This is a genomic window from Streptomyces sp. NPDC006510, assembly GCF_040611955.1.
Lineage (GTDB): Bacteria > Actinomycetota > Actinomycetes > Streptomycetales > Streptomycetaceae > Streptomyces.
Window position 1 is genome coordinate 42,563 of sequence record NZ_JBEXPH010000014.1, and the last position, 20,100, is coordinate 62,662.

Consider the following 20,100-nt stretch of genomic DNA (forward strand, 5'->3'; position numbering starts at 1 on the left):
TCCGTGAAGGGGTGAGAGCGGCCGGGGCCGCTCATAACTGGATGTTGATCTGGCGGCGCGGGTCGCCCGCGCTGGTGTGGACGATGCGGCGGTGCGCGGCGAGGCCGGCGCTTCCGCCCTGGATCGGGAGATGGCAGTCCGGGCACCCGTGCGCCCACTCGTCCCCGGCCGGGAGATCGGCCGGGGTGAGCGGGTGCAGGTGCGGACCGTCGGCAGCGCGGCTCACTCGCGGACCGCGGCCGCGAACTGCTCTTCCAGGTCCGCGCGGCCCTCGGGGTCGTCGTCCTGGTCGACGTCGTCGGGGTCGTCGGGGTCGCCGTGGACGGAGCAGACGGCATCCGGGTGCAGTCCGGTGTCGCTGGTGTGCGCCTTCCACAGGTCGGTGACCGAGAAGACCGGCTGCCACGCCGGGGCGTCGCACTCGTCGTCGTGCGGGCAGCCGACCAGCAGGTCGAAGCCCACGTCGCCCTCGCCGTCGACGTCGGTGCGCAGGGCGAGGACCAGGCGGTCGGGCCCGAGGCGGATCTCGCCGACGCGGTCGCCGCCAGCGAGTGTCGAACCGTCGCGCCAGTGCCACAGCGGCAGTACCTCGGAACCGAACGTACGGCGGACCAGAAGCAGGCCGCCCAGGCCGTCACCGCCGTCCCAGCCGAGTTCGCGGCGGCGGGTGTCGCTAGCGCGCTTGAGCAGCGGCTCCAGGCGGTGGATGTCGTCGGCGAAGACGACGTGGTCGAAGCCCTCGTTGCGCAGCTGGGGGAAGGCGGCGACGGCTTCGGCGTGCTGGCGGCGTACGACGCCCTCGGGCACCGCGCGGTCCGGGCTCCGGTCGGCCTGGCGCTCCACACAGACCGAGGCCGGGGTGGAGACCAGGAACGCGACGGTGGGCACGCCGTAGTTCCGGGCCATCTGCACAAGGCCGGCCCTCACCCGTTCCTCGGTATTCGTCGCGTTCCCTGTCAAGTTCTTGTGTTCAGTCATGGGACGCCGGGCCCGCTGACGCGATGTGGTGTCGTAGGGCTGCCCGACGACCCAAGGTCTCGTCGTCTGCGCGCCCAGCGCTAAAGTCGCGAACATGTGCAAGGAATTGGACGCGGTTGACTGGGGGGCTTTGGAACACAACTACGGATCCGCCGAGGACGTGCCTGCCCTATTGCGCCGATGCGCAGGACCGGACCAGGAGGACGCCGATGACGCGGCCTTCAAGCTTCTCAACCGCCTTTTCCACCAGGGCGGCTGGATCTGTTCAGCGGCCCCGGTCGCGTTGCCCTTTCTGGTACGACTGGCGGCAAGCCCGGATGCTTTGCTCTCGTGTCGTCGCGTGATGCTCGAATTGGTGTGGAGGCTGGCCGCCGAGGCCGGGCAGGTATCCGAGACGTCTCTGGATCCCAGCTGGCGGCCGGCATGGGAGCAGATTCTGCCGGACGTTCTCGCCCTGCTCACCGATCCCACCCCCAAGATCCGGCGGGACGCAGCTCACGTACTCGGTGTGTGCGAGAGCCGCGCTGAACTGGTACTGCCGGCACTTGTGCAGTGCTGGCAAGTGGAGACCGATCCGGCGACCTGCCTCGATCTGGTCCTCGCGCTCGGCCGGGCGGCCCGACGCGAGCCCGCCGGCCCGCAGGCCGCCAAGGTCCTGAACTTGCTACGCGGACTCCTTGACTCCCCGCAAACACAGACCCGTCTGGCTGCAGCGCACGCGCTCGCCGCGGCCGACCCGAGCCTTCCCACACGACGGATCGACTTGCTGCTGGAAGCAGTCCGTGACCCGAGCGTCGGGTTGTGGCGCCACACCACAACTGTCGAAACCGGCGTCATGGGCGTCCACCAGTGGACTGCGGCACTGTTCGCCGAGCCGTCCACTACCTTCATCCTCGGCCTTCTGAAGGACCATCCCGACGTCGACCAGCGAATCGGCGCACTGTGCCAGGCGGGCGGGCTGCTGGCGCAATGGCGCTCGGCCAGCGCTGCGCTCCTTCCCGCGGTCTGTGCACGGTTGGACGATCCCGCTCCCGAGGTCCGATTCCGAGCGGCCGAGCTACTGGCCTGCCTCGGTCCGGCCGCTGCGGCCCACGCCGACGAGGTTGCCGTCCTGCTCGGCGACACAGCCTCTCGTGCAACAGGGGAGACCGTCGCAGAGGCCGCGTTGTGGGCGCTAGCCCGGATGAACGATCCACGCTGCATACCGGCCCTGATCGAGGCAATTGCCGGTACGCGGTCGGGCTTCGCTTGGGGTTCCGGTTACTATTCTGTGTCCGCTCGCTGGCACGTCGCCGTCCTTCCGGGACTCCATGAGGTCCTGGGCCAGCTTCTCAACCATGCTGAGCCGCTCGTGCCCGTCATCGGTGCACAGCTCGAAGCCGTGACGGACGCCCGCGAGCTCAACCGGCTCTGCCAGGTCCTCGCGGACTGGGGCCCAGTTGCAAAGGCAGTCGTTCCGCAACTGCTTGGCCTCATGGAGGACGACCGGACCTGGGCCGCGGCAGCGCAGGCGCTGGCGGGGATCGGAATGGCGACGAACCGGGCACAGGATGCCCTGCTGGCCCGATCGAACACCGGCGGAGCGTACGCGGTGCTTGCAGCCTGGGCCTACTGGCAGGTAGGCGGCGAGCCCGGACCAGCCTTGGAAGCACTCAAGGGAGTTGCTATCGGGGCGCTCACTCCGCGGCCCGTCGTGCGCGTTCTCGCCGACCTCGGCCCGCATGCCGCCCGCTACGCGAAGCAACTCCGGACGCTGACCACCGACAACGACCCCTGGACACGTATCGAAGCGGCGCACGCCCTCTGGGCCATAACGGGCGATGCCGACACCACCGCCCCGGTGCTGACCGCTGTCCTGCAGGGTCTGGCCAAGGGCTCTTATCTCCCGGCCATGCTCCCCACCGTGCGCTATCTGACCAAGATGGGCCGTGCCGGCCAACCCGCTGTCTCAGTCCTGCTCAACGTGCTGTCTCGTGATCAGCGGCTGCGTAGCAGCGGCGGTTGGCGGGGTTTTGTCGAGGACGAGTCGATCCGCTCCGCTATTGAAGAGCTACTCGCTGGGTGTGGCGGACCTGCCGCAGCTACCATCTGAAGCCCGTTCGACCGCACACATGCGTTGTCCCGGCTGTACCTGGGGGCAGACCATGTAACGCCACGACCTCTCAGTCTGAGGTTCCCCCGCTGCGCGGGAGGTGTTGCGTACCACTCCGACAAAGTGGTCGATCAGATCGTCTACTCTCACGGGATCGGGGTGTGCAAGCCCGACCCACGTGCCTTCGAGGTGACCTGTAACCAACTGGGAGTGCTCCCACAAGGCTGTCTCTTCATCGATGACGTCTCGGTCTACGTCGAGGCGGCCCGGGAGGCGGGCATGCAGGCGCACTTGTTCGAGGACAACGCGGGGACCATCGCGCGCGTCGCGGAACGCCTGAACGAGGCGGCTTCGTTCTCTGTCTGAACTCGACTGGCCTGGCAGCCCGTGAACAGGTGGTCCGCCTGCTTTCTCTCCCGCCCCGCCCCGGATGAGGACTCAGGGCAGGTTCCGGTTGAGCTCGGATCAGGCCCTGCGATGCGAGACCTGTCAGGTTGTTGGTGAGCGGAAGGGAACGACGTTGTCTGCGGCGGGTGCGCCGTCTTCGCGACTCTCGCTCCTTTGAGTGAGTACGGCGCTGGCGAGGGCAAGCCTCGCCACCTGCTGACGCAACTCTTCGATCTCGGCCTTCTGGTTGGCGATGGTCTTCTTGAGCTTGGTGACCGTATCGCGGAGCCGTCTTTCGGTTTCCGGGATCTGTCGGGTTTCTGTGCGGACGCGCTCGTAGAACTCGTTCTTCAGATCCGCGTGCCTCTTCATGAGGGCCATGCGGTGGACGCCGGCTTCGGCGGCGAGGGCGACGACGGTGAGGCTGCCGTTGGAGGCGGTGGCCTGTCCGGCCAGGAGTCGGTCCATGGCCTCGCGGATGCGGGTGCGTTCGTCGTGGTGCTGTTGGTTCATGTGAGGGCCTCGGCGGAGTGAGCGGTGGCGCAGTGGGTGTCGGCGGTCTCGCGGAGACGGTTGGCGTTAGCCCGCAGACGTTTGCTGACCGGTCCGGGGGCATGGGCGGCGAACTGATCGAGTTCGTCGGCTCGTTCGCGGAGTTGTCGGGCGTGGGTGTCGGTGCGGACGGTGTTGCCGCAGCCGGGTCGGCAGTCGTACTGCCGTGGGGCGGTCGCGCCGGGTTCTGGTTCGCAGAGCGCGTTGTCGTGCTTGAAGGCGCAGATCAGGAACGCGTCGGGGTTGTCGTAGAGCACGATGCCGTCGCGGGCGAGGAAGGCGCTGGCTTTCCTGGCGAAGGTGCGGGGAACGATGCGGCCCTCGAAGCGGGGGGTGTGGGCGGCGGCGGTCAGGGCCCGGCGGGCGGCGGGCCCGGAGACGTTCTCTCCGGCGGCGACGCGGTCGCGTAGTCGGGCTGCGGTGTCGGCGGCGGCGAGGGCCGTTTCGACGTCGAGGATGGTGTGGATGCCGCGGCGGCCGCGGGAGCCGTAGCCGCTGGAGGTGCGGGCGTCGAGGACGGTGCGCATGTGGCCGTACTGAATGGCGAGCGCGATCAATCCTCCGGGGCGCCGGGCGATATGCCAGGCCAGGGACCTTCTGAACCGGCTCAGTCCGATCGCGCCGTGGGGATCGTCGGGGATGGTCTCGCCGGGGAGGCCCTGAGCTTCGGCCTCGTGGTTCGCCCAGTTCACGAAGGACTCGATGCGCGAAGTCAGGGTGTCCTGTCTCAGCGCGCCCGTGGACCTGTGGCTGGAGCGGAATGCGTGGTGGGCGGCGCTGAGGAGGAGTTCGCCCTCGGGGACGATGCGTTCCAGCACGCGGATGGCGTGGACCACCGGTGTGATCGCGGCCCAGGGCACTTGGCGGACTGCACCTGCGGAGATGTGGTTGCCGTCGTCGTCGGTGACGTTCTTGTAGTGGTGGCTGTGGATCAGGTGCCTTCCCTTGGTGCCGTCGGCGGCGGGTTCGGGGTCGGGGCAGCAGCCGGAGCGCAGCCCCTGTACTTCCTGTGGGCGCATCCCGGTCAGGTAGAGCAGGATGATCGTCGTGGCCGTACCCAGGTGCCGCATGAGCTCGGCGGCCTCGTTGAAGTCCACGTGCTCGCGCCAGGGCTTGCCGTTGATCTGCCCAGCGACCGGCACCTGCAACGGGCAGGGCCCTGGTCGTGCTGCGGCGATCTCTGCGAGGCCGTGCTGCTTGACGAACCTCGACACCTGGCCTCGGTTGGAGCCGGTGAGAGCGGCGATGTAGGTGGTGGCCACCTGAGTCTCGCGCCTCTCTGCGCTGGTCGGCAGCGGGTGCCCAGCCCGCGCCATGGGCAGTAGCCACTCTTCCAGCGCGGCCCATCCGGCCGGTGAGGCCTTCGTGGCGGTGGCGACGGCGATCAGGCGGCGGCGTTCGGCCCAGGCCGCAAGAATGTCGTCGGCGAAGTCGTCAACAAACCGGATGGCCCAGATCAGCAGGGGGCCGAGAACCTGCGGGTCCAGCGGTTCCGTCGCGTTCTCCCCGCCGGCGGCTGTCCCGGTTGCGGGGAGGAAGTCGTCGACTCCCTCGGTTTCCCACGGGGGCCGGGTGATGCCCGATGGTCGTGCGCTGAGCTGGTCGAACGCCCACAGGTTCGCCAGCCGGACGCAGATGATCGCCGCGGTGTCGCGGGACACCTGGTGCAGGCGCTCGCGCGCGTAGGCCCGCCATTCCGTCTCGGTGCAAGCACCCAGGCTTGTGATCTGACGCTCGTGCAGCCAGCGGGCGAGCCGCATCCACTCCAGGCAGGTCGCCAGCATGTCTGGGGCCCCCGATCGGGACCGGGCCTGGACTCCTCGGGTTTGGAGGTAGGTGGGCCTCAGCCGGCCGTTGAGCATCGTCCAGGTCGCAAGTTTCACCTGGTCGCGCAAGAGTTCTGGGCAGTTCTTCCAGTGGAGGTTGACCAGGTTGGTGCCGGGATTGTCGATCAGCGGGGCCATGGACCAGATGGCATCCTGGTAGCGGGAGTTCGGGTGCGTGTTGCTGGGGCTGATCCAATGGGGCAGGACCACGGGGCTGGCCGGGGCGGGCATGGCCAGTACGTAGGTGTCTATCTCGGCAACGGTGCCGACTGCGGTCATGGGGTGAGTTCTCCCTTCACCAGGAGGCGGACCAGGGTGTGGTCCTCGTCGTTCACGCGGGCGAGTGCCGCGGTCCAGGTCGCCGGCCCGACCTTGTCGCGCAGGTCCTCAAGGCGGAGGGCGTGCCGGCTCCAGCGCTCGCTCCAGGAACGGTCGGGCAGGACGGACCGAAGGCTGTGCAGCTCCTGGTGCAGGTGGGCGAGCCGAGGGTGATGGCCGGGGTGGACCCGGGCGTTGGGGCAGGCCAGGCAGAGCAGGAAGTCCGCGCCGCAGCCGCCCTTCGCGTCGGACCAGGGGCTTGCCGTCTCATCCGCGCAGTCCGCGGTCACGGTCTGCTCGTGGCCGGGAGCCGGGGCACCGGTGATACCGCCGGCGAACACCACGGCCTGGGCCTGTTCGAGAGCCTCGCGGGCACCGGCTTCGAAGACGCTCCGTGAAGCGTGCTGAACATGCTCATCAGGCAGCACGTAGATGCTCTGATGGGCGCCCTGGCTGTGCTGAAGGGGACGGCCTTCCCGTGTCACCGTCGTCCTGCGCGCCCTCTGGAACGGGGATCCGCCCAGGTCATGCGTGGTCCACCAAAGCTGGGCGTCACCGTTGCCGATACCGAAGGCGCAGGGGCCCACCGGGCGCGGTCGTTCCGTGCGCTGGTGCCTGCGCTTGGGGTAGTGCATCCGCGCAACCATCAACAGGTTGTTGTCGGGCGCGAGACGATGAACCAGCGCCCGTCCATGTGCGGTGGCTTCCAACGCCTGAGTGATCAGCCTGCCGGAGGAGTCGGCCCCGGAGTCGGTGATGTTCTCGGTGGAGAACCACCGGCCCCCGCCCTGCCTGCGCTTTTCGATCTGAACCTGATAGGTCACCGTGGCCGTCGACCCGGCGGACGGGGCCGTGGTCGGGGCCGGCAGCCGGTCGTAGACGGACAGGTTCCAGCCGAACCGGTCGGTCAGCAGCACACCCAGCGCGGTGAGTTCTGAGCGAGACAGGAAGAGCCTGCCCCAGGTGTTCTCCGGGCTGGTGCCGCCCAGCAGCGCACGGTCCTTCACGAACTCCCCGCTCGGCATGACCGCATGCGGGACGTAGCCGGTCTGCGCGAGGTGATCGAGCACCTCGCCCAGGCGCCAGTCGCGGCTGCCTTCCTCCAGGTCACCGGCCCGCCACCTCTCCAACAGGAGGGTGTTCTCGCGGATCCGCAGCAGAGCAGTCCGAAACTGCCGCTGGGCCACCCGCAGGACCCGCTCCCGCTCCTCCTTCCCATACGACTGCTTGATCGGCACGGTCTTCGGGATGCGCCGGGCCAGTTCCTCCCCCACCGGCCCGCCCGTCAGTCGCGGGTCGGCCCGCAGCAGCGGCCGAACCTGACGCAGCACGTTCTTGCCACTGTTGGTGCCGATATGCCTCGCGCGCCAGCGCTTGAGCATGGCGGACGTCAGGTCCCCCAGGTCCTGGGGGGGATGCTCCAGCTCGGCGACGAACCGCGCGAACATCTTCACCGTGATCCAGGAAGCCCGCGCGGTCTCGTGACTATTCCAGCCCGCAGACCGGATCGCGAAGACTGTGGCCAGCGACCGCTGCATCGACTCGGCGACGGGTAGTTCGGTGAAGTCGAACGTCATCTCGTATCCGGCCTTGTTGACGACTGTCACCACGAGCCCGTCGGGAGCCAGCGGCGGCTCGGTGCGGTGATCGGCTGGCGGCAGGACGGCCCGCCGTCCCCGCCCGGTCACCGGGCTACCTCAAGGACGGCGTCGATGTCCTGGATGCCGTCCGACTCCCGGGCGAGCCGGGTGAACACACCGTCCAGGTCCTCGACCTGCTGTTCCTCCTCGCCGGCGGGTTCGGCCGCGGCCAGGATCGACTCCAGTTGCAGGTGCGCGACCGGCGCGAGGTAGTGCCGTTTCGTCACCTCCACGTCCGCGTGGCCGAGGAGGGTCTTCACCAGCCACCACGGATCGCCGAACAGCATGGCGAAGTCCCGCCGGTCCGCGGCTGAGAGCCCATAGCGGGCCTCCACCAGCTGATTCAGCAGGACCAGCATGTAGAGGGCCATCGAGTGGCGGGCGGCGTGCGGGGTCGCGTACGGACTCTTGCCGTGTACCTCCGCCAGCCGGAAGTCCCGTTCGATCTCCCGTTCTTCCGCGGTGAGTAGGACCTCCTCGCAGCGCAGGTTCGCTGCCCTGAACACGCCGTTCCACCGGTCCGGAGCCATCGGCAGGCCCTGCTCGCTCAGCCACAACCATGCCGGCTCCGGCCCTTCCGGGCCCTCCAGGAACAGCCACTGCCGCTCGCGCCATCCCAGGCGGCTGAGTTCTTGCTCGCCGACGACGCCGTCCGAGTCGACCCACTCGACCTTGGGTCTCAAGCCCCGCGTCACCTTCGTGACCAGCCACATCATGGGCAGCCGCTCATAGCGGCCTTCCGCCTGGGCGCGCTGGACCGCCCACGCGCGCTCCGACTCGACGTACGCCTCGGCCTGGCCGACCGCGTCCGCCGACACATAGAAGACCCGGCTCTGCTTCGACCGGGTGACCGCCGCGGCGACGCGGCCGTGGCAGTAGCGGCCGAACCGCAAGCGCTGGCTGGGAAGTTCGAAGGTGAGCAGCGAACCGCCCTCCTGCCGGCGCAGGCCGGAGCTGAGCAGCAGTTGCACGAAGCTGGTGTTGCGCAGCTCCGTCCGCGACTCCCACCCCGGCGCCGGCACTCCTGTACGACTGTGACCGCGCAGCCCGATGTCCGACCACAAGCCCCAGGTCCGCGGCGTCAGCCACAGCACCCGCGAGCTCACCGAGTCCGCCGCCCGGTCCCCTCGCCGCACGATGTCCACCGGCAGCGGGGACACCTTCGCCCACCGGAACAGCTTGGTGAATGCGGCAGCCTCCCGGTTCCACTTCGTCCCGCTGATCCGGCGCGGGTTCTGCGGAGCCCTGCATCTCCAGTGCCGGTAGTCCGCCAAGTCCTGCCGCCTCGCCTGCCTCCATAGAACTCCGCGCGAGGACAGAAAAGTCAACAACGGCCGGATATCCGTCGCGTAATTCCGCTTGGTCTCCCGCTCCAGATCCCGGAATTCGACGGACCGGACAAAATCCAGCAGCCCCTGGTCCACCGTTCCGTCCGGCGCCACGAACACCGGATCGCCCGGCCGCAGACCGATCCGGGCAACCTCGGCCGGCAGGTCCTGTACCCCCAGGACACCCTCAGTCGGTAGCGATCCCCACTGCCCCGGACCGGGCACCCACATCACGCACCACTCATGCAACTGACGCCTCCCCTGACGCTTGAACACGGCCAATCATCAGGGAAGTGGCGTCGATCACCGTCGTGCGCTTCCGGGCGAGGCGGGCCTCCAGCACGGTGTGCATCACGTTGACCGCGGACAAGGTGGCCGACTGGTCCCCGGCCTCGTCCGAGACCATCGCCCTGAACTGGTCGAGCTCCAGGACCTGCGTGGACGGCCAGGTGCTCGCCCAGGTGCTCTTGCCGCTCCCCGCCGCGCCGATGAGGACGATCAGGGCCGGGTCGGGGATGGTCGTGTCGAGCGGCTGCATGGTGCTGTCGAAGGTGGTCTTCACGGGCATTCTCCTTGCGGGTGAAGGGTGGAGGTGGCCAGGTGCAGGCGCATCCCGGCGGAGTCGAGGGTGAAGGCCGCGGCCTCGTCGATCGCGCAGGCGGCGGACTCGGAGTCCTCGCTGTCCAGCGGGGTGAGCGCGGCGGCCCTCGATGCCATCGTGAGCAGCTGGTTGAGCGAGCCGAGGACGCCGCCCTTGGGGTCGGCCTCGTCGAACAGCTCGCGCAGCGTCTCGGCGAGGAACTCGGCGTCGATCGGACCGCCCAGTTCGTCCTCGATCTGCTGGACGGCGAGCTTCACGATCCCGGCCGAAGCGCGGACGCGCTCCAGCCGGGTACGGGCGGCGGGGGTCACCGGCGGTCGCCCTTGCGCAGCGTGATCCAGGCGGTGACCAGGGCGGCGGCCACGCCGATCGCGCGGTGCGCCGCCTGGTCCAACTCCATCAGCGCGGTCCCGGGACCGGAGACGTCCTGGACGGCCTTGGGGTACTCGGTGCCCTCGCCGCCGGCCTTGCGGACCACGGTGGCGTGCTTGATGTAGCCGGACTTGCCGGCCTTCTCCGCGAGCCAGAGCAGCGGTTCGCGCCTGTCCAGGATTCCGTGGGTGATCGCGTTGATCGCGGCGCCGGTCAGCAGGGCGCTGGCGGGGACGCGGTACCCGATGGTGCGAGTGACGGCGAGGGTGGAAGCGAGCTGCACAGCCGAGTAGGACGCGACGTGTCGGCTCACCGAGCGGCGGCCGTAGGCGCTGGCGGTGCAGGTGCGGCCTTCCTTGCCGTGCCGCCAGGGGTTCTCTTCCACCGGGGAGCCGTCGTTCTTGTAGACCAGGTGCGAGCCGTGCATCCCCTTGGTCATCGCGTCGTGCTCCCGCTGCACGAACTGGTCGGCCAGTGCGTGGATGCCGTCGAAGACGGCGGTCAGGGCGGCAGCCAGGGCGAGGCCCTCGATGGCGCGGAGGCGATCGGTCATGCTGGGTGTGCTCCTCATCTCGGATTCGGGGTGGGGTGCGGGGCGGCCGGCCTCTTGCCGATGCTGCGGACGCCCCGTGATGCGCTTTCGCCCCCGGTCGGTCTCCGGCCGGGGGCGGTGGTGCTCAGAACGGCGACTCGTCCCAGGCCGCGGTGATCTCGATGCGGTGCCGGTCGGCGTACAGCGTGAGGTGGCCGGCCTTGAGCACGGCGGCGGCCGTCGCCGCGGTGAGCGGGACGGCGGCGGCGAGCAGCAGGGCAGCACGCAGGTGGCGGGCGGTCACGTCAGCGGGCTGCGGCGGCGAGGATGTCGGCGTGGTCGAACGCGAGGTCGGGGAGCGCGCTCAAGGGCCACCAGCGGGCGGCGGTGGCGTCGTCTCCGGCCGTCGGCGGGACGGGCGTGGGCAAAGTGGCCGTGTAGGCGACGCTGACGTACCGGCCGCGAGGGTCACGGCCGGGGGCATCGAAGGCGCCCACCTGCCGGAGGTCGGCGCCCGGGACGGCGATGCCGGCCTCCTCCTCCAGCTCGCGCGCGGCGGCAGCCAGGCTGGTCTCCCCGCCGTCCACATGACCTCCTGGCAGGGCCCAGCAGCCCTTGTAGGGAGCCCAGCCCCGCTCGATCAGCAGGACGTGGCCAGCAGCGAGCAGGACGACGTCGGCGGTGTAGCGGATCGTCTCGTCGGTGGTGTCGGTGGTCATGGGCTGGGGTCCTCTCGGGTTAGGCGGCCAGCAGGTGCTTGGCCGGAGGTTCGAAGTAGGTGCCGGGGGTGGGCTCGCACCCGGTGTTGCATGCGTTGCAGCAGCCCAAGGTGCGCAGGGGGAGGCAGAAGACATAGCGGCGTCTGCACTCGGGGCAGGTCTGCCGCGCGGCCATCGCGCGGTCCAGGGCCCACTCCTGAGCGAGTGTCGGGATTCGCTTCGGCCGGGCGAGGTCCTCGCGGTAGAGCCAGCCCCTGGTCGGGTGGTTGCACGACTGGTCGGGCCGGTAGGCGCAGTACTCGCAGCGCAGTACCGCGACCGGCCCGTGTCCGCCGGGGCTCAGCCCCTTCTCCCGCAGTTGCCGCCGGGTGAGCAGCCCGGGGGGACAAGCCTTGCCGCGGTCGTGCTCCGGCAGGGTCGCGTCAGTGCGGGGCACGCGCTTGATCTCGCGGCGGCACTTCCGGCGCGCCCGTGCCATCACCTGCTCCAGGGACCGGGAAGACGACGTTGGGGCAGCGGGTAGCGGGGGCCGGGGATGGTGGGGCACGGGCGGCCGGTCCTGCGGCGAGGACGGGGGATGAGCACGATGAACCCTTCCGTGTCGGTGGCGTGGACGTGGAAGCGCCCGCCGCCCCCGAGTGTGGGGCGGCGGGCGCCGGTGGAGCTCAGGCCGGTCAGCCTGCCCGGTCACCGGCACCGCCGCCCGGGTGCGGGCGGCGGTGCCGGTGGCCAGGCGGAGCGACCGGATCAGCGGCGGTAGTGGGCAGTCCGGTGCCTCAGCCGGTCCAGCAATGTGGGGTGGGTATGCCGCCAGGCGCTGCGGTCCAGGCCGTAGGTGGTGGGGAAGGTCTGGGCGGTTCCGCAGGTGCACGTCCAGGCGTAGGGCTCGGGGCGGAGGTCGTCTCGGGTGGCGGTAACGGTGGCCTGGGTGCCGTCGTGGCGTCCGTGATAGGTGCCGATCCAGAGCGGGTCGGACATGGTGTCGGTTCCGTTCGTTCGAGGGTGGGCGGGCAGGGCTCGGTTTCTGCATAGCGGTGCGGTGGGGTCGGCCGGTCGGGGAGCATGGTCGGTATGCCGCGCACGCTGAGAGTTACGGGTGAGTCGAAGAACCTGACGTTTGAGGAGCTGAGGGAATTCGTGAAGGCCGCCGGGGACGCGGGGGTGGGGGACGACGAGTGCGTCACCGCCGAGGTATCGACCACCGGGAAGATCAAGGAGCTTGAGGTCGAGATCCCGTGAGGCCGCCGACCTCGTAGTGGGGATGTCGGGGCGGCCGGGTGCGTGGAGCACCTGGCCGCCCTTTTGCTGTGTGTGCGGGGTCAGGGGTGGAGGGCTGCGGTGGTGGCCCACAGTGCGCCGAGCGCGGTGGTGCTGAGGGTGAGCCAGGCCAGCGCGTCGGCCCAGAGCCGACCACCGGAGCCTTTCGGATCGCGAAGGTCCGCGAACGTGTCAGCGAGGCGGGCGTGGAGGGCGGCGAGTCTGCCGAGGTCGGTGTACCAGCGTCCGCGCCGGTCGACCTCGCCGGTCGTCTCCCCATCGGGATAGTGGCCACCGTGGAGCGCCTGGCGGTGGTGCTCGCCCTCCGCGCCGATCTCCGGCGGGCTGAAGCGGACGGGGCTGGTGGTGCGGCAGACGGGGCAGCGGTAGAGGAAGCGGCGCAACATGTTTCCTTCTGCTGACGCAGGCCCTGCACCCCCTCCCTTGAAAGGGGCTGGGAGGGGGTGCAGGGCCTGGGGAGGGGGGTGGTGCAGATTTGGTTGTCTGACTTGTCTTCGCAGGTCAGAAGTTGTCTTGGAGGTTGTCCGGTGGTTGTCCCGACCTTGTCCGCGGACAACCAGCGGACAACCGGCGGACAAGGTCGGGACAACGTCTTGAGCGGGCTCAGTCGAATGCGGTGAAGGCCGCCTCGATGTCCTCCAGGAGGTAGACGGTGGGCTTGCCCTTCACGTCGGACAGCCGGGTGGATTCCAGCTCGACGTCTGCGTCGGCGAGTTCCTTCTGCAGGGTCCGGGCGACCATTCCGAGACGGATGCGGTCCTCGCGGTCGTCCCACTGCCCCCACCGCTCGGGGTCGTCCTTGCGGAGGTGGTCGTGGATCTGGCCGATGGTCAAGTACTCCGATTCGCCCTCGCGAACGAATACTTCGCGCAGGGTTCGGAGGATTCCGGGTGCCTCGGGCCGGGTCTCGGTGCCCGTTCCGGCGGGTGCGTTGCAGGCATCGCGGAGTTCGTTCCAGGCGTCGAGGAGTCCGGCTTCGGTGAGGGTGTGGGTGAGGTCGGGCAGTCCGGCGGCGGCACGTTCGGCGCCGAGCAGGGCGGCCTGTTCGGCGTCGATTTCGCGGACCTGGTAGCGGATCGGGCGGTTGGGCATGCCGGGCAGGCCGACGCCGTAGATCTGGCCGGCGTCATTGCGGGCGGTGTGGGTGGCCGCGCGAAGCAGGTCTGCCCGGTACCCCTCGGCGACGGCTCCGGCACCGAGGAGTTCGGTGACGTCGACCCGTCGGCAGGCGCCCAGGAGCTTGGCGGCGAGCTTGGGGCCGATGGCCTCTCCGAGGTAGTCCTTCGTGCCGAACTGGCTGCCGCCGTAGACCCAGATCGCTTCCTTGCGGCCCAGGAGCAGCAGCTTGATCAGCAGGGCCTTGGCGGTGGGGGAGAGCTGGGGCCATTCGTCGACGAACGCGCAGATCGCGGGGTGTTCGGGGCTGACCTTCCATTTGTTGCCCCAGCCGTAGGCGGCGCGCTGCCGGGCCCGGGCGGAGCACCAGGCCAGGAGGAATTCCAAGATGGCGATGATGAGGTCGTCGTCCATGCACGCGGTCAGGGTGATGGCCGGGCCGAGGTCGCCGACCCCGGTGCCGACGGGGTCGAGGTTGAGGACGACGGCGTCGCGGGTGGAGGTGACGGCCTCGGCGGCGGCGAGCATGACGCCGCTCTTGCCGCCGCCGGAGTCGGCGACCATGAGCAGCATCAGTCCGGCCAGCGAGAACGTGAGCGGGGTCGCGTCCATGGCGACACCGAAGTCGAACATGTCGGTGATCGACGCGGACAGCGGCGCCCGGTAGGGGACCGGACCGACCAGCTCGGGAGTGAACGGATCGGTCAGGATCATCCGGACCGTGCAACTGTCACCGTGCTCCGGATCCGACTCGATCAACAAGCCGTTGCGGCGGAGCTTCAGCAGGGTGATCAGGTTCCGGTAGGTCTGGGACTCGTTGAGGTCGTCAGGGCTTCCGGTCTTGAAGGAGACGCGTGCGGACCAGCCCCACGGCTCCTTCGTACCGTCGGTGACGGCCTCGATGTCGCCGCCTTCGTGAAGGATCGCGCGGCGCAGCGCTTCTTCGGCCTGGTCCACGGTCGTGACGTCGCGGACCGGGAATGACGTCAGGTCCTCGGTCTCGGGTCCGGGTTCGGTGGTTGCGTCGGAGCTGTTCTGGGCGCTGCTGGCAACGGGTTCGAGTTCGGGTGGTCCGACGAGGTCGGCGGGAAGGGCGCGTTCGGTGAGGGCGAGGGGGTGGTGGCCGAGCCACCAGGCAGCCCCGGCCAGGACCGGCAGGGCCACAAGGCCGGCGGCGGGTGCGGCAAGGACCAGGGCGAGGGTCGCGGCACTCGTGGGGACGATGACTCCGGCGAACCGGCCCAGGCTGCGCACGGTGCGGTAGCGGCGGATCTGTTCGGGTGTGGGCTGCAGCAGCTTGGTCTGGAACGGGATCCGCCCCAGCGCGGTACCCGCGCGGGCCTTCAGCTTGAGCTCGGCGTGCGTGTTCTTCAGCCGGGCCGCCTCCTGGGGGGTGAGGCCGAAGTCGACGGCCTCACGGGCCAGTTTCTGGGCCCGCTTGTTCAGCCGCTTTATGTCGGCGGTCGTGTCCTCGCGCTGGGCGGTGTAGACGTCGAGATGCACCTTGACCAGGCGCCGGCGGATCTCCTCGTCCGACATGGAACCCAGGGTCGTCCAGTGGACGGTGGCGGCCCACCCGTGACGCAGGCCAGGACCGGTCTGCCCGGCCACGTACCGGGCCGCGACAGCGGCGTAGCAGGCGATGCTGCGCCTGGTGCTCGCAGCGCCTCCAGCGGCGTTTCCGTGCTGCTGGGCCTGCTCCCGGTCGTGGTCGTGGTGCCGGCGGGGGCCGGGGTCTTCGTCGTCGACGATTTCGGCCCAGACGTATTCGCCTTCGTACGGCTCCATCTGGCTGTGGTTGGGGTGGGTGGTGCTCATTTCTCCTCCATGCGGGGGTCGTTCGGAGCAGCGCGAAGAGGGACCGGGCCTCTGGTGGGGCCGGTCCGGGAGTGGCTGGGGCGCTGGGGGGTGAGTTCGGGTTCGGGCTGGGGTGGCCCGCCGCACGCCCGCGGTGGCGGGGGTGTGGGGGACCGTCACGGCCCGGCGCCTATCCGCCGAAGACCCAGAAACCGACGTTGTTGCTGATCAGAACGGCGGAGTTGAGGGCGATTCCGAGGAAGCCGACGCCGCTGCCCGCGGAGATACCGATCAGCGTGCCGCCGGCCATTTCCCGCCAGTCCTTCGGCTTCCATTTGGCGGCGTAGGACTTCACGAGGAACCAGACCAGGATGCAGATGCCCAGCAGCGCCCCGAACGCGTTGACGGGGGTGACGTGGGTGGTGGGCGGGTTGGCCGGGGTCTGGGCTCCGGCGAGGCCCTCGATGGCCTGCTCGCCCGCGATGTTCATGCCCACCCGCATGGCTCCGGCGCCGCCGCCGAGCAGGCCGGCGGAGTTCACGGTGACGGCCAGGACCGCGAGGGCCACGAGGAACACGGTCTTCTTGTCCCTGAGGACGTTGAACTTGAATCCGGCGACGATCAGGACGATGGCGATCGCGCCGAAAGCGATGGTGCCGAAGCTCCCGTTGGCGACCGGGTTGTCGAAGATGTTCATGATCAGGCTCCAGTGAAGAGGCGGAGGAAGTAGCGGCCGGTGAGGACGATCAGGCCGCAGGGGATGGCCCAGATGACGGGGCGGGTGATGATCCAGCTCAGGCCCGAGGACAGAAATTTCCGGGCGGCCAGCCAGACGGTCCCGCCGACGAAGGCGGCCGTCTTCACCAGGACCCTGCAGATCGCACCGAAGGGGCCGGGGACGACCTGGCCCACGAGGACCGGGGCGATGACGCCGAAGGCGACACCCACGGGCCCGAACATCGCGTCGGTCAGCGTGTTGGTGTCAAGGACGTGGGCGACCCACTGGGCGGCCGTGCGGTCGCCCAACGGGGGCACGGTGACCGCGAGGATCGCGAGGCCGTTGCGCTTGAGCTGCAGACGCCCCCAGTCGACCGGATTACCGTCCGCGTCCTCACGGTTGAACCGCTCGATCAGGCCCGTCGCGATGTCGATCCAGCCGACCCCCAGAGCAGCAGCGGCCACACCCTCAGCGGCGCGCCCGGCGACGTCCGTCCAGTCCGGTCCCGTACGCCCGCCCTGCTCAAAACCCGCCCCGTCAACCTCGGTGGCTGTGGCGGTGTAGGCCGTGTCGGTGGTCTTCTCGGCAAAGAGGTCTGCGCCGAGGTGCTGGTCGGGGACACGGCCCGGCGGAGCGGGGGGCGGGGTGGTGGTGCCGGTGATCGGGCACACGACGTACGTCTCGGCCGCGAGAGCGCAGCCCTGCCGGATCGGGCAGGCCGCGCAGCAGCCGCCGTTGGCGGCCCCCGGCCACGCGTCGGCGGGCCTGGCGGTCGTGTCCGTCACGACGCCGCCCGACCCGAGGCCACCCGGTCCTGCAGCCAGGCACGCACCGTCAGTTCGTCCAGGTCCGGAACGGTCGCCGCCGGGGCGGTGGGGGCCGTGGCGGGGGCGGGCTGGAACCCGTCGGGCAGGGGCAGCACGGTGGCGGGCTTCGCGGCGGGCCCGAGGCGGCCGGGGAAACGGGTGACAGTGGTTGCCGGGGCGGCTAGGCGCCGCAGGTGACGAAGGCGGCGGGGACGGCGGATGTGCAGGCAGGCGAGCAGCACGGACGGGCTCCAGAAGATAGGGGTGGAGGGGCCAGACCGAGTTGTCGGTCCGGCCCCTCCGGGGTGATGTGCGAGTGGGTCAGGCGGTGCGGTGCGGGCTGGTCAGCGGGTGCGCCACCAGCCGCCGCGGTCCTGGCGGGAGCGCTCGGACGCCTCCCATGCCTGGCCCTGCCGGTCCGCCGCCCTGGCGTTGCGGTGGTGTGTCTCGCGGCGCTTGCGGGCCGCCTTCTCGCTCGCGGACTCGCCGCCGTACTGCTGTGCGAGGTCCTTGTCGTTGCCGATCAGACCGAAAAACGCCATGGTGATGACACTCCTGACGGTGTTGGGGGTGAAAAGGGGCCGCTCCTGGCCGGGCCGTGGAAAGCGGGCCGGGAGCGGCTTCGGGCGGGGCTCCGCCGGGGGTACTCGCCGGGTCTGCTCGTCCGGGTCTGCGGATTGGTGGTTCCGCTCGCCGGGGTCGCTCGCCGGGTCTGCTGCCGTCCGCCGACTGCGTGGTACTGATTCCGGCAGTCGCAGCGACGGCCAGTCCGGCGGGGCGCCGGGCTGGCCATCACTGGTGGTGCCGGAGATGTGGGTCAGGGCCGGGGGCCAGCCTCTTCCTCGTCCTCCTCGTCCGCGCTCTCGTGGTCCGATGCCGGGTCGGAGTCTGGTTCTGTGGCCGGTGTGTCCGTCTCCTCGCCCGACATAAGCTCGCCCCAGATCCTGCGGATCCGTTCCTCGCTGCCGACATATCCGGCGGCCCGGAACGCGCCCACGGCCTGGCGGTAGGACAGAGGCGGGTCCTCCCGGTAGCGCAGGTGGCGCAGCACGACCGCGAGCTGCGCGTCGGTCAGGCGCTCGCCCGTGACGGGAGTCGGGACACCCGCGACGGCAGCGACGTCCTCCAGCGTCACGGTCCACTTCGCGACTGTGCCGCTCTGGTCCGTGCCGGTTTCGCCGGGCCCGTCCGTGTCGGATTCCGTCACACGGTCCGTGACGGTGGCCGTGACGCTGTCACGGACCGGACCCGTGACGGTTTCGGCGGAGCGTGACGGATCACTGCCCGTTTCCGCGTTGACCTGCGCGACTGTGTCCGTGACGGGACCGGCCGGGACCGTGCCGGTGGCGTGACGGACAGGCCCGTCCGTCACGGACGGCGTGACGAACAGGGCGGCCGGTGCCCCCGGTTCGAGGGCAGGCGTGACGGACGCGGCAAGGGCCGGTGTGACGGCCGGGGCGAACATGGCGGCAAGCGCGGTGTCCGCGCCCTGTGTCATGCGGTCCCGCTGGACGGTCACCAGGCCGGTCCCGAGACCGTCGTCACCGACACCGACCCGGCGGGCCAGCCGCCAGGACTTGAGGTCCGCCTTCCTGCGGGCCTTCTCCTCCGGGTGGTTCGCGGCCAGTGCCCTCTGCACCGCGAGTTTCTGCATCGTCCGGGCGTTGCGGCGCTGGGCCTCCATGTCGACGCGGGTGCGGTAGATCACGACCCGGCGGGCCAGGAGCCCGGCGCCCTCCGCGGCCGCGCACATCGCCATCGGCGTGATCGCGTAGACAACCGCCTCCGTCGTGGTCTCGGCGACGACCGCGCCGGTACCCGAGGCGACCGCGGGCAACGCCCACAGCCCCAGGCGTACGACGGCCGGCGAGGACTGGCCCAGCAACGTCAGCCCCACCATGACGAGCGCCAGGACGAGAGTGGCGCCCTCCCCGGCGGCGACGACACCGAGCGCGGTCGCATCCTCAGGAAACTGCGTCTTGATGTTGGTGTAGGTACCAAAGGCGCCGACACCGCCGACGATGAGCATGGGGACTGCCGCGGCCCCCAGGATCAACCCCTGGCCCCAAGACAGGGACCGGTCTACCTGCATCTGCGTGTGATCCATCACTGCTCCTTGTTGCGGGGAAGTTCCGGGCGCCGGGAGGCGGTCGCGGTCTGTGCGGTGAGCCACGCGACGGCGGCCGGGGCCATGTCGGCCGCGCCCGCGTCGGTGTCGAGCGGGGCGGTGTCGATGTCGTGCATCGCGTCGGCCGGCGGCAGCAGCCGCATGTACGGGGCGCGGGCCTGCTTGATCAGCCCGCCGGTGCTGTCCAGGCGGGCCAGCGTGTAGCGGATCTCGCCGCTGGAGTAGGGGACGACGCCTTCGACCCGGCAGACCACCGTGTGGCCCGCCTTGCCGAGCCAGAACTTCTCGGGGTCGCGGTAGAGGACGTAGTCGTCGCACCGGTACGTAACCGGCGCGGCCACCCTGGCTACGGAAGAGCTGACGGTCATTTGTCTCCTTCGGATCGGGTCGGGCTTGTGCCCGGGCGCAGGGCTCCACGAAGAGCCGGCCGCCCGTGGGGCGGCCAGCCGGGGAGAGAAGTGCGGGTCACCGCGAGCGCAACTGCTGGAGGTAGGCATCCTGGAGATCGGCGAGCCGCCGGTACAGCGGGGCCCCGGCCGGACAGTGCTGCTCGGGCCGGCAGGGCTCGCAGGTCTCGCTGTGGGTACACCAGGCGTCGAGTGCGCGCTGGTAGCGGGTGTGCAGGTCGTCAGCCATGGCCGTTGACCTGGTGGTTGGGGGGCATGCGGGGTGGAGCCTTTCGGGCCGGTGCGGGGTGGGTGTCGACAACGCGGTGGCCGGCGTCCCACGCTCTGGCGGCCGCCGTGGTGGCGGCCGCGAGCAGGGCGAGGGTGGCGGGGTGGGCCAGGCCGTAGAGGGTGATGGCCCGGACCGCGAGGTGCTGTGCGATCCGGGCCGCGCGTATGTGCAGGTGCAGGGGTCAGCCCTGCCTCTGTCCGGTCCCGCCGCAAGGGGTACAGGGCTGCATCTCGA

Annotated in this window: 25 protein-coding genes; 3 read left to right on the forward strand and 22 right to left on the reverse strand. The window is 70.1% G+C overall.

Features of this window, described 5'->3' with window-relative positions:
• Positions 1 to 31: 31 nt before the first annotated feature.
• Complete coding sequence (locus ABZY11_RS07295; RefSeq protein WP_356478177.1) at positions 32 to 226, reverse strand: hypothetical protein; 195 nt, start codon at positions 224 to 226, stop codon at positions 32 to 34.
• Positions 223 to 1,074 (reverse strand): AAA family ATPase, encoded by an 852-nt coding sequence (locus tag ABZY11_RS07300; RefSeq protein WP_356478178.1) that lies wholly within the window; start codon positions 1,072 to 1,074, stop codon positions 223 to 225. The genes ABZY11_RS07295 and ABZY11_RS07300 overlap by 4 nt, the downstream gene beginning before the upstream one ends.
• On the opposite strand from ABZY11_RS07300, the gene ABZY11_RS07305 reads away from it, so the two are divergent.
• Positions 1,073 to 3,070, forward strand: coding sequence for a hypothetical protein (locus ABZY11_RS07305; protein WP_356478179.1), 1,998 nt, complete (start codon positions 1,073 to 1,075; stop codon positions 3,068 to 3,070). The two genes, ABZY11_RS07300 and ABZY11_RS07305, sit on opposite strands and share 2 nt — an antisense overlap.
• Positions 3,071 to 3,193: 123 nt before the next feature.
• Positions 3,194 to 3,436: an HAD-IA family hydrolase gene (locus tag ABZY11_RS07310; protein ID WP_356478180.1), complete on the forward strand. Its 243-nt coding sequence runs from the start codon at positions 3,194 to 3,196 to the stop codon at positions 3,434 to 3,436.
• 123 nt (positions 3,437 to 3,559) lie between these two features.
• Here ABZY11_RS07310 and ABZY11_RS07315 read toward each other — a convergent pair whose 3' ends face one another.
• From ABZY11_RS07315 to ABZY11_RS07365, 11 genes are all read right to left on the reverse strand, one after another.
• Complete coding sequence (locus tag ABZY11_RS07315) at positions 3,560 to 3,970, reverse strand: hypothetical protein (RefSeq protein ID WP_356478181.1); 411 nt, start codon at positions 3,968 to 3,970, stop codon at positions 3,560 to 3,562.
• Positions 3,967 to 6,114: an integrase gene (locus ABZY11_RS07320; RefSeq protein ID WP_356478182.1), complete on the reverse strand. Its 2,148-nt coding sequence runs from the start codon at positions 6,112 to 6,114 to the stop codon at positions 3,967 to 3,969. The genes ABZY11_RS07315 and ABZY11_RS07320 overlap by 4 nt, the downstream gene beginning before the upstream one ends.
• A complete protein-coding gene (locus ABZY11_RS07325) occupies positions 6,111 to 7,841 on the reverse strand; it encodes a hypothetical protein (RefSeq protein WP_356478183.1) in 1,731 nt (576 codons plus the stop codon). Before ABZY11_RS07325 ends, ABZY11_RS07320 begins: the two co-directional genes overlap by 4 nt.
• Positions 7,838 to 9,352 (reverse strand): site-specific integrase, encoded by a 1,515-nt coding sequence (locus tag ABZY11_RS07330; protein WP_356478218.1) that lies wholly within the window; start codon positions 9,350 to 9,352, stop codon positions 7,838 to 7,840. The genes ABZY11_RS07325 and ABZY11_RS07330 overlap by 4 nt, the downstream gene beginning before the upstream one ends.
• A gap of 10 nt (positions 9,353 to 9,362) precedes the next feature.
• A complete protein-coding gene (locus tag ABZY11_RS07335) occupies positions 9,363 to 9,683 on the reverse strand; it encodes an ATP-binding protein (RefSeq protein WP_356478184.1) in 321 nt (106 codons plus the stop codon).
• A complete protein-coding gene (locus tag ABZY11_RS07340) occupies positions 9,680 to 10,033 on the reverse strand; it encodes a hypothetical protein (RefSeq protein WP_356478185.1) in 354 nt (117 codons plus the stop codon). Before ABZY11_RS07340 ends, ABZY11_RS07335 begins: the two co-directional genes overlap by 4 nt.
• Positions 10,030 to 10,647, reverse strand: a complete 618-nt coding sequence (locus tag ABZY11_RS07345) for a hypothetical protein (protein WP_356478186.1) — start codon at positions 10,645 to 10,647, stop codon at positions 10,030 to 10,032. The genes ABZY11_RS07340 and ABZY11_RS07345 overlap by 4 nt, the downstream gene beginning before the upstream one ends.
• Positions 10,648 to 10,771: 124 nt before the next feature.
• Positions 10,772 to 10,930, reverse strand: a complete 159-nt coding sequence (locus tag ABZY11_RS07350; protein WP_356478187.1) for a hypothetical protein — start codon at positions 10,928 to 10,930, stop codon at positions 10,772 to 10,774.
• A 1-nt stretch (position 10,931) separates the two neighbouring features.
• Positions 10,932 to 11,345, reverse strand: coding sequence for an NUDIX hydrolase (locus ABZY11_RS07355; protein ID WP_356478188.1), 414 nt, complete (start codon positions 11,343 to 11,345; stop codon positions 10,932 to 10,934).
• A 19-nt stretch (positions 11,346 to 11,364) separates the two neighbouring features.
• A complete protein-coding gene (locus tag ABZY11_RS07360; RefSeq protein ID WP_356478189.1) occupies positions 11,365 to 11,823 on the reverse strand; it encodes an RRQRL motif-containing zinc-binding protein in 459 nt (152 codons plus the stop codon).
• A 269-nt stretch (positions 11,824 to 12,092) separates the two neighbouring features.
• The gene (locus ABZY11_RS07365; protein WP_356478190.1) at positions 12,093 to 12,323 is read right to left on the reverse strand and encodes a hypothetical protein; all 231 of its coding nucleotides are present in this window, start codon (positions 12,321 to 12,323) and stop codon (positions 12,093 to 12,095) included.
• 93 nt (positions 12,324 to 12,416) lie between these two features.
• Between ABZY11_RS07365 and ABZY11_RS07370 the strand changes: the two genes are divergently transcribed.
• A complete protein-coding gene (locus ABZY11_RS07370; protein WP_356478191.1) occupies positions 12,417 to 12,584 on the forward strand; it encodes a hypothetical protein in 168 nt (55 codons plus the stop codon).
• A gap of 80 nt (positions 12,585 to 12,664) precedes the next feature.
• On the opposite strand, the gene ABZY11_RS07375 is transcribed toward ABZY11_RS07370, so the two are convergent.
• The 9 genes from ABZY11_RS07375 to ABZY11_RS07415 form a co-directional block, all read right to left on the reverse strand.
• Positions 12,665 to 13,009 (reverse strand): hypothetical protein, encoded by a 345-nt coding sequence (locus ABZY11_RS07375; RefSeq protein ID WP_356478192.1) that lies wholly within the window; start codon positions 13,007 to 13,009, stop codon positions 12,665 to 12,667.
• Positions 13,010 to 13,226: 217 nt separating this feature from the next.
• Complete coding sequence (locus ABZY11_RS07380) at positions 13,227 to 15,557, reverse strand: hypothetical protein (RefSeq protein ID WP_356478193.1); 2,331 nt, start codon at positions 15,555 to 15,557, stop codon at positions 13,227 to 13,229.
• A 169-nt stretch (positions 15,558 to 15,726) separates the two neighbouring features.
• Positions 15,727 to 16,233 carry a hypothetical protein gene (locus tag ABZY11_RS07385; RefSeq protein WP_356478194.1) on the reverse strand — a complete coding sequence of 169 codons (507 nt, stop codon included), beginning with the start codon at positions 16,231 to 16,233 and terminating at the stop codon, positions 15,727 to 15,729.
• A 2-nt stretch (positions 16,234 to 16,235) separates the two neighbouring features.
• Positions 16,236 to 17,039, reverse strand: a complete 804-nt coding sequence (locus ABZY11_RS07390) for a hypothetical protein (protein ID WP_356478195.1) — start codon at positions 17,037 to 17,039, stop codon at positions 16,236 to 16,238.
• Positions 17,036 to 17,302 (reverse strand): hypothetical protein, encoded by a 267-nt coding sequence (locus tag ABZY11_RS07395; RefSeq protein ID WP_356478196.1) that lies wholly within the window; start codon positions 17,300 to 17,302, stop codon positions 17,036 to 17,038. The genes ABZY11_RS07390 and ABZY11_RS07395 overlap by 4 nt, the downstream gene beginning before the upstream one ends.
• A 102-nt stretch (positions 17,303 to 17,404) precedes the next feature.
• Positions 17,405 to 17,602 carry a hypothetical protein gene (locus ABZY11_RS07400; protein WP_356478197.1) on the reverse strand — a complete coding sequence of 66 codons (198 nt, stop codon included), beginning with the start codon at positions 17,600 to 17,602 and terminating at the stop codon, positions 17,405 to 17,407.
• A gap of 275 nt (positions 17,603 to 17,877) precedes the next feature.
• Entirely contained in the window at positions 17,878 to 19,167 is a 1,290-nt protein-coding gene (locus ABZY11_RS07405; RefSeq protein WP_356478198.1) for a hypothetical protein, read from the reverse strand.
• Positions 19,167 to 19,556: a hypothetical protein gene (locus ABZY11_RS07410; protein WP_356478199.1), complete on the reverse strand. Its 390-nt coding sequence runs from the start codon at positions 19,554 to 19,556 to the stop codon at positions 19,167 to 19,169. Before ABZY11_RS07410 ends, ABZY11_RS07405 begins: the two co-directional genes overlap by 1 nt.
• 97 nt (positions 19,557 to 19,653) lie before the next feature.
• On the reverse strand, positions 19,654 to 19,824 hold the full coding sequence (locus tag ABZY11_RS07415; protein WP_356478200.1) for a hypothetical protein: 171 nt from the start codon (positions 19,822 to 19,824) through the stop codon (positions 19,654 to 19,656).
• Positions 19,825 to 20,100 lie beyond the last annotated feature (276 nt).